Source organism: Sphingomonas sp. Leaf412 (genome assembly GCF_001425405.1).
Classification (GTDB): domain Bacteria; phylum Pseudomonadota; class Alphaproteobacteria; order Sphingomonadales; family Sphingomonadaceae; genus Sphingomonas.
Window position 1 is genome coordinate 128,520 of sequence record NZ_LMQP01000001.1, and the last position, 11,377, is coordinate 139,896.

9 protein-coding genes are annotated in these 11,377 nt (G+C 69.6%); 6 read left to right on the forward strand and 3 right to left on the reverse strand.

Annotated elements, in window-relative coordinates; genetic code table 11:
- The first annotated feature begins 61 nt into the window (after window positions 1-61).
- From otsB to ASG29_RS00560, 3 genes are read left to right on the forward strand one after another with little or no spacing between them, the layout of a single operon-like run.
- Window positions 62-823, forward strand: a complete 762-nt coding sequence (otsB, locus tag ASG29_RS00550) for a trehalose-phosphatase (RefSeq protein WP_082515535.1) — start codon at window positions 62-64, stop codon at window positions 821-823.
- Window positions 820-2,598, forward strand: a complete 1,779-nt coding sequence (locus ASG29_RS00555) for a glycoside hydrolase family 15 protein (protein WP_055978658.1) — start codon at window positions 820-822, stop codon at window positions 2,596-2,598. The genes otsB and ASG29_RS00555 overlap by 4 nt, the downstream gene beginning before the upstream one ends.
- The gene (locus ASG29_RS00560; RefSeq protein ID WP_055980620.1) at window positions 2,595-3,986 is read left to right on the forward strand and encodes an alpha,alpha-trehalose-phosphate synthase (UDP-forming); all 1,392 of its coding nucleotides are present in this window, start codon (window positions 2,595-2,597) and stop codon (window positions 3,984-3,986) included. The genes ASG29_RS00555 and ASG29_RS00560 overlap by 4 nt, the downstream gene beginning before the upstream one ends.
- A 103-nt stretch (window positions 3,987-4,089) precedes the next feature.
- On the opposite strand, the gene ASG29_RS00565 is transcribed toward ASG29_RS00560, so the two are convergent.
- Window positions 4,090-5,148, reverse strand: a complete 1,059-nt coding sequence (locus ASG29_RS00565; protein ID WP_055978663.1) for a mechanosensitive ion channel family protein — start codon at window positions 5,146-5,148, stop codon at window positions 4,090-4,092.
- A 36-nt stretch (window positions 5,149-5,184) separates the two neighbouring features.
- On the reverse strand, window positions 5,185-5,598 hold the full coding sequence (locus tag ASG29_RS00570) for a winged helix-turn-helix transcriptional regulator (RefSeq protein WP_235532764.1): 414 nt from the start codon (window positions 5,596-5,598) through the stop codon (window positions 5,185-5,187).
- A 228-nt stretch (window positions 5,599-5,826) separates the two neighbouring features.
- Between ASG29_RS00570 and ASG29_RS00575 the strand changes: the two genes are divergently transcribed.
- Together ASG29_RS00575 and ASG29_RS00580 are read left to right on the forward strand one after the other, a co-directional pair.
- Entirely contained in the window at window positions 5,827-6,156 is a 330-nt protein-coding gene (locus ASG29_RS00575) for a CC_3452 family protein (protein ID WP_055978669.1), read from the forward strand.
- A gap of 136 nt (window positions 6,157-6,292) precedes the next feature.
- The gene (locus ASG29_RS00580) at window positions 6,293-8,407 is read left to right on the forward strand and encodes a RelA/SpoT family protein (protein ID WP_055978671.1); all 2,115 of its coding nucleotides are present in this window, start codon (window positions 6,293-6,295) and stop codon (window positions 8,405-8,407) included.
- 361 nt (window positions 8,408-8,768) lie between these two features.
- Here ASG29_RS00580 and ASG29_RS00585 read toward each other — a convergent pair whose 3' ends face one another.
- Complete coding sequence (locus ASG29_RS00585; protein WP_055978675.1) at window positions 8,769-9,692, reverse strand: L-threonylcarbamoyladenylate synthase; 924 nt, start codon at window positions 9,690-9,692, stop codon at window positions 8,769-8,771.
- 37 nt (window positions 9,693-9,729) lie between these two features.
- On the opposite strand from ASG29_RS00585, the gene ASG29_RS00590 reads away from it, so the two are divergent.
- Window positions 9,730-11,370, forward strand: a complete 1,641-nt coding sequence (locus ASG29_RS00590; protein ID WP_055978677.1) for an acyl-CoA dehydrogenase — start codon at window positions 9,730-9,732, stop codon at window positions 11,368-11,370.
- The last annotated feature ends 7 nt before the right edge of the window (window positions 11,371-11,377 follow it).

Consider the following 11,377-nt stretch of genomic DNA (forward strand, 5'->3'; position numbering starts at 1 on the left):
TCATTTCGCACCCGCAGCAATCGGGCAGGGAACGGTGCCGTCCCGCATCGGTTGACCCGTCATGCTGGATCCGCTGCCGCACCGACCCGATCTCGACGCGCCCTCCGTCCCGACCGACGCGACGGTCAGCCTGTTCTTCGACCTTGACGGCACGTTGATCGATCTGGCCGCGCGGCCGGACGCGGTCGTCGTCTCCGCCGCGCTTCTCGCCGCGCTCGCCCGCCTTTCGGCGCGTCGTCCCGGCCGGGTCGCGATCCTCAGCGGCCGGTCGATCGCGCAGCTGGACGACCTGCTCGGCCCCTTCGCGCGGTCCGTCGCGGTCGCGGGCAGTCATGGCGCGGAGCGGCGCGCGCCCGCCGCGGCGGCGATCGCGGCCACCGTCCCGCCCGCGCTCGCCGCGGCCCACGCCGATCTCGCCGCCGTCGCGGACCGTCACGGCCTGCTGCTCGAACGCAAGTCGTTGGGCACCGCGCTCCATTTCCGCGATACGCCCGCTTTGGAGGGCGTGGCCGACGATGCGGCACGCGATGTCGCCCATCGCCACGGACTGGTGCTCCAGCGGGGTAAGATGATGGTCGAGGTCCGCGCCCCGGGGGACAAGGGCGCCGCGCTGACGGCGCTCCTCGCCACCCCCGCCATGGCCGGGACCCGGCCGCTGTTCTTCGGCGACGACGTGACCGACGAGGACGGGTTCGTCGCCGCCTACGATGCGGGCGGCGCGGGCGTGCTGGTCGGTCCGCCCCGCATCACCGCCGCGCGCCATCGCCTGCCCGATCCGGCAGCGGTGCGCGCGTGGATCGAACGCGCGGGGGGCGACGCATGAGCGGGATGAATCTGTGGCCGATCGGCAATTGCCAGGTGTCGGCGCTGGTCGACGATACCGGCCGGTTCGTGTGGGGCTGCGTGCCGCGCGTGGACGGCGACCCGGCCTTTTGCGCCCTGCTCGACCGCGACGATCCGGGTACCGGCTTCTGGTCGATCGAACTCGACGGCAACGTCCGCACGACGCAGCACTACCTGCGCAACACCGCGATCCTGGTGACACGGCACGAGGATGCGGGCGGGAACGCGGTGGAGGTGGTGGACTTCTGCCCCCGCTTCATGCGCGACGGCCGCGCCTATCGCCCCACCGCCTTCGCCCGCATCGTCCGCCCGGTATCGGGCAGCCCGCGGATCCGCGTCGTCGCGCGGGTCGCGACCGACTGGGGGAAGCCGACCGACACGACGCAGGGGTCGAACCACATCCGCTTCCTGATGCGCGACCAGACGTTGCGGCTGACCACAGACGCGCCGATCGACCACCTCCGGCTGGAGGATCATTTCCGCATCGAACGTCCGCTGCACTTCTTCCTCGGCCCCGACGAAAGCTTCGCGGGCCGCCTCGACGATACGATGTCGCAGATGCTGGAACGCACGGCGGAGGAATGGCGCCTGTGGGTCCGCGGCCTCGCGACCCCGCTGGAATGGCAGGACGTCGTCATCCGCGCCGCGATCACGCTGAAACTGTGCCAGCACGAACCGACCGGCGCGATCGTCGCCGCGCTGACGACCTCGCTACCCGAACATGCCGATTCGGGCCGCAACTGGGACTATCGCTACTGCTGGATCCGCGACGCCTATTACACGGTGCAGGCGCTCAACCGCCTCGGCGCGCTGGACGTGCTGGAAGGGTATCTGGGCTACCTGCGCAACATCGTCGACGCGTCGAAGGGCGGGCATATCCAGCCGCTGTACGGCGTCGGCGGGGAAGCGACGCTGACGGAGCGGGAGGCGGACACGTTGCCCGGCTATCGCGGCATGGGGCCGGTGCGCGTCGGCAACCAGGCGTATGAACAGGTGCAGCACGACGCCTACGGCCAGATCGTGCTGTCCAACGTGCAGGCGTTCTTCGACCACCGCCTGCTGCGCATGGCGACGGTGGCGGACTTCCATTCGCTGGAGGAGGTGGGCGAACGCGCATGGGCGACCTATGACAAGCCCGACGCCGGCCTGTGGGAATTGCGGACGAAGGCGCATGTCCACACCTATTCCGCCGCGATGTGCTGGGCCGCCTGCGACCGGCTCGGCAATGCGGCGCAGGTGCTGGGCCTCGCCGATCGCGCCGCCTTCTGGAACGACCGCGCCGCCACGATGCGCGCCGCGATCGAGGCCGCGGCGTGGCGCCCCGATACGCAGCGCATGTCCGCGACCTTCGGCGGCGACGATCTGGACGCCAGCATCATCCAGCTGCTCGACCTGCGCTTCCTGGCGCCGGAGGATCGCCGCTTCCGCTCGACCCTGTACGCGGTAGAGGAGGGCCTGCGCCGCGAAAGCTTCATGCTGCGCTACGCGACGGAGGATGATTTCGGCCTCCCCCACACCGCGTTCAACGTCTGCACCTTCTGGCTGATCGAGGCGCTGCACGCCACCGGTCGCACCAACGACGCGCGCGTGCTGTTCGAGGAGATGGTGTCGCGCCGCACCCCCGCGGGGCTGTTGTCGGAGGATATCGACCCGGCATCGGGCGAATTGTGGGGCAATTATCCGCAGACGTATTCGCTCGTCGGCCTCATCAACTGCGCGGTGATGCTCAGCCGTCCGTGGACCGCGGTGCGATGAGCCGCCTCGTCGTCATCTCCAACCGCGTCCAGCAGTTGAACCAGGGCGCCGGCGGCAACCAGGGCGGGCTGGCGGTGGCGTTGCTGGCGGCGCTGCGCGAACGCGGCGGCGTGTGGTTCGGGTGGAGCGGCGGGACGACCGAAACCTTCGACGGCGCCATCACCTACGAACGCGAAGGGCCGACGACGACCGCGGTGATCGACCTGGAAGACCAGGACATCGACGAATATTACAACGGCTTCGCGAACCGGACATTGTGGCCGCTGTTCCACTATCGCGTCGACCTGACCGAGTTCGAACGCGACTTCAACAGCGGCTATGCCCGCGTCAACCGCCGCTTCGCCGACACCGTCCGCCCGCTGATCGAGGACGAGGACGTGGTCTGGGTCCACGATTACCACCTGGTCCCGCTGGGGGAGGAACTGCGCACCCGCGGCGTCACCAACCGCATCGGCTTCTTCCTCCACATCCCCTGGCCGCCGACCGACCTGCTGGTATCGCTGCCCAGCCACCGCCGGCTGGTGGAGGCGCTGTTCGCCTACGACGTGGTGGGGTTCCAGACCGCCGACTGGCTGGAGAATTTCCGCCATTACGTCGTGACGCAACTGGGCGGCACGATCGGCAGCGACGGGCATGTCACCGTCGGCGACCGCACGATCCGCGCCATCCCCGCCCCGATCGGGATCGAGACCGCGGAGTTCGAGGCCGCCGCCGCGACGCAGGGCGCCATCTTCGCGCGCGACCGGATGTACATGTCCGCGACGGGGCGCAGCCTGATCGTCGGCGTCGACCGGCTCGACTATTCGAAGGGCCTGCCCGAACGGTTCGCGGGCTACGAACGCTTCCTCGCCTCGCACCCCGATCGCCGCGGCCTGGTGTACATGCTCCAGATCGCGCCGCCCAGCCGCGAGAAGGTGGATACGTATCAGGAGATCCGCGCCACGCTGGACGGCCTGTCGGGCCGCATCAACGGCGAATATGCCGACATCGACTGGACCCCTTTGCGCTACGTGAACAAGGGGTTTCCCCGCGCGGAGCTGGCGGGCGTGTATCGCGCAGCGCGCATCGCGCTGGTCACGCCGCTGCGCGACGGCATGAACCTGGTGGCGAAGGAATTCGTCGCCGCGCAGGATCCGCGCGATCCCGGCGTCCTGATCCTGTCGCGCTTCGCGGGCGCCGCGGCGCAGCTGACCGGGGCGGTGCTGGTGAACCCGCACAGCGCGGAGGAGATGTCCGACGCATTGGCCACCGCGCTGGAAATGCCGCGCGAGGAACGCATCCGCCGCTGGGAGGTGCTGATCGACAACGTCCGGCGCGAGGACGTCCACTGGTGGTGCGACCTGTTCCTGAACGCGCTGGAGGACGTCCACGTCGGCGAACCCGCCTGATTATTCGTGTTCCCGCGAAAGCGGGAACCTAGGGTTACGCAGAACGACGGCCGGCGGCTCTTTCTGCTCTGGGCTCCTGCGTTCGCAGGAGCACGGGCGACCGCTACTCCAACATCACCCGCCGCCGCGGCAACGCCTCCGGCATCTCGGCGCGCAGCCACGCCAGCATCGCCTCGCGCACGTCGGCGCGCAGGTCGAACGCGGTCGATGCATCCTTCGCGGTCATCAGCGCGCGGACCTCGATCGCGTCCGCCTTCATGTCGGTGACCTGAAGGTTGAAGAAACGCCGGTCCCAGCGCGGATTGGCCTGCACGACCTCGGCCAGCTTCTCCCGCATCCGCGCCACGTCCGTCGCGGGGTCCAGGTGCCAGAACACGCTGCCCAGCAACTGGCTCGTCTCGCGCGTCCAGTTCTGGAAGCTCTGCTCCAGGAACTTGGCCACCGGCACGACCAGGCGGCGGTCGTCCCACAGCCGGATGACGATGAAGGTCAGCCGGATCTCCTCGATCCGCCCCCATTCGTTGTCGACGATGACGACGTCGTCCAGCCGGATCGGTTCGGTGAACGCCATCTGGATGCCCGCGATCAGGTTCTTGAGCGCGGGTTGCGCCGCCGCGCCCACGACCAGGCCGACGATCCCCGCCGACGCCATCAGCGTGACGCCCAGCGTCCGGATGCCCGGCACGCTCAGCAGCATCAGGCACAGGGTCACGAACATGATGAACAGGCTGCCGATCCGGCCCAGGATGCCTGCGCGCGTACGGCGGCGGCGCGCGCGCAGATTGTCCTCCACGCTGATGTCCGCGCGGATCGTCACCACGTCCACCACCGCGCGCCATCCCGCCAGCACCATCCACCCGATCAGCGCCGGGATCGCCAGCCCCGTGATCTGGCGGAACCACGCCGGTGGCTCCGCATCGGGGTGCAGGAACCGCCCCGCCACCGCGACGCCCACCGCGACCAGGACCCAGCGCAGCGGCGGCGCCATCCGCGCGACGATCGCATCGTCCGCGCTGCCGGGGGTCCGCCGCGCGGCATGGGTCGCGATGCGCACGATCGCGACGTGCAGGATCAGCGCGGCCAGGATCGCCGCGGCGAAGATCGCGGCGTGGCCGGCCACATTGGTCCAGGGGATCGCATCCCAGTCGATTCGTCCGGTCATCGCCGCCAACCGAACGGCGGCGCCCGCGGTTCCCGCTTATTCGGCGGCCTGCGCCAGGGCGTCGACGTCGCCCGGCAGCGCCCAGTGCAGGTCGCCCTTGTCCAGCACGCGGCCGTCGTGGCTCATCACCGCGACCTGCCGGATCGGACGGCCGTCGCGCACGTCGACCAGGATTGGGAACGCGGGGCATCCGGTTTCCCACCGTTCGCCCCATTGCCGCAACGCGATCATCGTGGGCAGCAGCGCGAACCCCTTGGGCGTCAGGTTGTAGACGATCTTGCGCCGGTCCTCCGGCACGGACGCGCGCTCCATGATGCCGTGCTCGACGAACCGCGCCAGCCGGTTGGCCAGGATGTTGCGCGCGATCCCCAGCTCCTGCTGGAATTCCTCGAAATGGTGCAGTCCGTTGAACGCCGCGCGCAGGATCAGGAACGCCCAGCGCTCGCCCATCGACTCCAGCGCCGCGGGCAGGCTGCATTCCTTCAGGTTTTCACGCACCTCGCCCAACGGCGTCTCCTCGTCCGCAAAAAGGGTAGCGCCGCGCCCCGATGGCGCAAGCGCAAAAGCCCGTCCCAATAATAGGTTGCAAATCCGTACTCGCAAGTGCGAGTTTCCCCTTGCAACTCGCATCCGCAATATCTAGGTAGCGATCAGCAACCGACCCCAGGGAGGCTTTCCATGTTCCGCAGCTTCGTTTCCGCCGTCATCACCTCCGCCGCCCTCCTCGCCGCCGCCGGCGTGCAGGCGCAGACGTCCGGCTATTACGTCGCGACCCCGGCGGCGAAGCCGGCGAAGGATCGCCTCATCACCCGCTCCACCGCGTGGCAGTTGCAGAACGGCGCCTTCGTCGCCGCCCGCGCGCCGGAGCGCGATCTGGTGCTGTGCCAGCTCGTCGCGCGCGACATCGGCGCGCTGTCCTCGTTCAGCGCGGGCGGCAAGGCCTATGACGCGGCGCAGCTGGGCAAGTGCAACGGCAAGGCCGCGACGACCGCCGTCGCCAGCAACTGATTCCCCCCTCCCCCCGGACGCGCCGCGCGCCCGGCCCTCCTTCCGTCACGATCCCCCGTCGCCCCGCGCGGCGGGGGACGTTTTTTGTTGGCCATTGTTGTTGCAATGCACCGATGCGCCGCCCCATGCTGATCCCGTGCTGAGACAATACCAGCTGGTCGACCGGGTCCTGGCCTACGACCCGAACGCCGACGAGGCGATGCTGAACCGCGCCTACGTCTTCTCGGTCAACGCGCACGGGACGCAGAAGCGCGCCAGCGGCGATCCGTATTTCAGCCACCCGATCGAGGTGGCGGGCATCCTGACCGAATTGCGGCTGGACGACGAGACGATCGCGACCGCGATCCTGCACGACACGGTGGAGGACACCGTCGCCACGTCGGAGGAGATCGAACGCATCTTCGGCGGCAACGTCGCCCGCCTGGTCGACGGCGTGACGAAGCTGAGCAAGATCGAGGCGCAGACCGAGAACGAGCGCGCGGCGGAGAATCTGCGCAAGTTCCTGCTGGCGATGTCGGGCGACATCCGCGTCCTGCTGGTGAAGCTGGCCGACCGGCTCCACAACATGCGCACGCTCCATCACATCGCGAAGCCGGAGAAGCGCCGCCGCATCGCGAAGGAGACGATGGACATCTACGCCCCGCTCGCGGAGCGGATCGGCATGTACGAATTCATGAAGGAGATGCAGACGCTCGCCTTCCGGCAGCTCGAACCCGAGGCGTACGAATCGATCGATCGCCGGCTGGCGCAATTGCAGGAGGGCGGCGGGGACCGGATCGCGAAGATCGGCTCGGGCCTGAAACTGCTGCTGGCGCGCAGCGGGATCGAGGCGGAGGTGTCGGGGCGCGAGAAGCATCCCTTCTCGATCTGGCGCAAGATGCAGGAACGCCACATCAGCTTCGAACAGCTGAGCGACATCATGGCGTTCCGCGTGCTCGTGCCGACGGAGGAGGATTGCTACCGCGCCTTGGGCCTCGTCCACCGCCGCTGGCCGATGGTGCCCGGCCGGTTCAAGGACTACATCTCGACCCCCAAGCGCAACGGCTATCGCTCGCTCCACACCAGCGTGATCCACGCCGAGAATCGCCGCATCGAGATCCAGATCCGCACGCCCGAAATGCATGCGGAGGCGGAATTCGGCCTCGCCGCGCACTGGGCGTACAAGCAGGCGGGCGACCACCGGCCGCCGGTGCAGCCCGACAGCAAGCCCGGCTGGATCGCGGACCTGGTCGAGATCCTCGACACCGCCGCCACGCCGGAGGAGCTGCTCGAACACACCCGCATGGCGATGTATCAGGATCGCATCTTCGCCTTCACGCCGAAGGGGGAGCTGATCCAGCTGCCCAAGGGCGCGACCCCGATCGACTTCGCCTATGCGGTCCACACCGATCTGGGCGATCAGGCGGTGGGGGCGAAGGTGAACGGCCGCGTCGTGCCGTTGCGGACGGTGCTGGAGAACGGCGACCAGGTGCAGGTGCTGCGCTCGAACGCGCAGGTGCCGCAGGCCAACTGGCTGAACTTCGCGATCACCGGAAAGGCGCTGGCCGCGATCCGCCGCCACCTGCGCCATGTGGAGCGCGACGAGCAGGTGACGCTGGGACGCAAATTGTACGACGATATCGTCGCGCGCCTGCCCGCGACGCTGGGGCCGGGCGCGCTCGACGCCGCGCTGAAACGGATGAACCTGCCCGACGAAGGCGCGCTGATGCAGGCGATCGCGCGCCGGACGCTGACCGACGGGCAGGTGATGGAGGCGCTGATGCCCGGATCGGCCGCGGCCGAAACCGCGACCGCGCCGCAATCCTCCGCCATCTCGATCAAGGGGCTGACCGCGGGGGTCGCCTACGAACTGGGCACCTGCTGCCACCCCGTGCCCGGCGACCGCATCGTCGGCTTGCGCCGCCCCGACGCGGGGATCGAGGTGCATTCGATCGACTGCGCGACGCTCGCCGATCTCGCCGAGCGGTCGGACGAGGAGACCGACTGGATCGACGTGCAATGGGGCGACAAGACCGAAGGCGCGACGGCGCGCATCTCGGTCGAGGTGAAGAACGAACCCGGCGCGCTGGGCGCGCTGGCGACGATCATCGGGCAGCACAAGGCGAACATCATCAACCTGCGCCTCGACACCCGCGACACGCAATTCCACGCGAACACGATCGACGTCGAGGTCCACGACGCCCACCAGCTCATGCGCCTCCTCGCCGCACTCCGCGCGACCGACGTGGTGAACGCGGCGGAACGCATCTAGCGCCAGCCGGGAGAGGGGACGGTATCGCACCGACAGGAACGCCCGTTCAACGAACAAGCCTGTCCTACACGCCGCGAACCTCATATGCTTCGCGCCGACCGCTCTTTCCCATCGCCGAACCGATCCACCACCGCGTCCAGCCCACAATACCGCGCCAGCGCCTCAACATTCGCAACATTCGCGATTCCCGACGCAGCGAAAACAGTCACTTACGCGATTCGCGATTCACCAGGATGGCGGTCGCCACCGCCCCTCCCTGTGCTCCCGCGAAGGCGGGAGCCCAGACTGGGTCCCCGCCTTGGGTCCCATCAAAGTATTACTTTGATGGGTGCCCTTCGCGGGGACACACTGACATGGCCATTCACCCCGCCGCGCGCCGCAACCGGTCGTTGATCGCCGCGCCCATCCCCCCCGCCGGCACCGGCGCCACCGCGATCCGCACCCGGTCACTGGCATCCGCGCGGTGGAGCGCATCGAACAATCGCGCCGCCGCCTCCACCGGATCGCCCGCCGCCGACAGGTTATCGTCCCCCGCCACCGCACCGAACCCGATCAGCCACTCGTCGCCGTCCCGCTCGACCGCGTCCAGCCGCACCGGCTTGCGCGGCGCATAATGATGCGCCAGCTGCCCCGGCGCGCTGACATGCGCGGTGCGCCCCGGCGCGACGGGCAGGACCGCGGCCAGCATCTCCTGCGTGACGGGACCGGGGCGCAGGATCGTCCGCCCCGCCACGATCGTCGATTCCACCCCCGCCGCGCACGCGCCGTCGTCCAGGATCAACGGCACCCTGTTGCCCATGCTCCCGGCGACATGCGCCGCCCGCGTCGGGCTGATATGGTTGCTGGCATTGGCCGACGGCGCCGCCAGCGGCACGCCGCTCGCCGTCAGCAGCGCGCGCATCGCGCGATGCGCGGGCACCCGGATCGCCACCGTCCCCAGCCCCGCCGTCACCGCGCCCGCCAGCCCCGCATCGCCCCGCAACGGCAGCACCAGAGTCAGCGGCCCCGGCCAGAAACGCGCCGCCAGCATCCGCGCATCCTCGTCCAGCACCGCCAGCCGCCCCGCCGCCGCCACGTCCAGCACATGCACGATCAACGGATTGAACGACGGCCGCCCCTTCGCCGCATAGATGCGCGCCACCGCCTCGGGCACCCGCGCATCGGCGGCGAGGCCGTACACCGTCTCGGTCGGCACCGCGACGATCCCGCCCCGCGCGATCGCGGCGGCGGCGCGCGCGACCGCGTCTTGGTCGAAGCCAAGGATTTCGGGTGCTTGAGCGGCCATCGACCGCGGCTATAGCGGGAGGAGAACGGAGAGAGAAATGACCTATACCGCCCCCGTCGCCGAGCAGCGCTTCGTCCTCGCCCATATCGCCGATACCGGCGTCGATTCCGACACGATCGACGCGGTGCTGGAGGGGATCGCGGGGCTGGCGGAGGGCGAATGGGCCCCGCTGGCGCGCCGCGGCGACACGAACGGGCCGACATGGTCGCCCGACGGCGTGACGATGCCCGCGGGCTATGCCGCCGCCTATCGCGCCTATGTCGACGGCGGCTGGGGCACGATCGGCGTGGGCGAGGATCACGGCGGGCAGGGCCTGCCCTTCGTCGTGCAGGCCGCGGTGCTGGAAACGCTGGGCGGCGCCAACATGGGCTTCGCGCTCGCCCCGATCCTGACGGTCGGCGCGATCGAGGCGTTGTCCCACCACGGCTCGCCCGCGCAGCAGGCGACGTACCTGCCGAAACTGGCGACCGGCGAATGGACCGGCACGATGAACCTGACCGAGCCGCAGGCGGGCAGCGACGTCGGCGCCCTGCGGACGACCGCGACCCCGCGCGGCGACGGCACGTTCCTGCTGAAGGGGACGAAGATCTACATCAGCTTCGGCGACCACGACCTGACCGACAATATCGTCCACCTCGTCCTCGCCCGCACGCCGGGTGCGCCGGAGGGAACGCGCGGCATCTCGCTCTTCCTCGTCCCCAAGGTCCGGCTGGACGGCACGCCCAACGACGTGCGCGTGGTGTCGATCGAGCACAAGATGGGCCTCCACGCCTCCCCCACCTGCGTCCTGTCCTTCGGCGACGCGGACGATTGCATCGGCGAGTTGATCGGCGCGGAGTTCGGGGGCATCCGCGCGATGTTCACGATGATGAACAATGCGCGGCTGAACGTGGGTCTTCAGGGCGTGCAGGTCGCGGAGGGCGCGACGCAGAAGGCGGCCGACTATGCGCGCGAACGCGTGCAGGGCGTGCGCGAGGGGAAGCCCGCCGCGATCGTCGGCCACCCCGACGTGCGCCGCATGCTGATGCGGATGAAGGCGCAGACTCAGGCTGCGCGCGCCTTGGTCTATTACGCCTGCGCGCAGGTCGACCGCGCCGCCGCGGGCGACGCCGCGGCCCGCGACCGGCTGGAGATCATGACCCCGCTGGCCAAGGCGCATGCGACCGACATCGGCAACGAGGTCGCGTCGCTCGGCATCCAGGTCCACGGCGGGATGGGCTTCATCGAGGAGACCGGCGCGGCGCAATTCTTCCGCGATGCGCGCATCACGCCGATCTACGAAGGCACCAACGGCATCCAGGCCGCGGACCTCGTGGGGCGCAAGCTGTCGCTGTCCAACGGCGCCGCCTTCGCGACGCTGATCGCGGACATGCGGTCGGAGGCGCACCACCCGCGCCTGATCGCGCTGGTCGACGCGTGCGAGGAAGTGGGTCGCCGGTTGCAGACCGCCGACACCGACGAGCGGCAGGCGGCGAGCTACCCCTTCCTGACGATGCTGTCGGTCGCGGCCTGCGGCTGGCTGCTGGAAAAGCTCGCCCGCACCGACGACGCCGACGACGTCCGCCGCGCGGTGGCGGCCTTCTATCTGGAGCAGGTCGTCCCCGAGGCCCTGGGACTGGAAGCCGCGGCCAGCGCGCCGGCCGCGCAATTGTACGCACTGGCGGCGGAGGACTTCTGACGCCCCG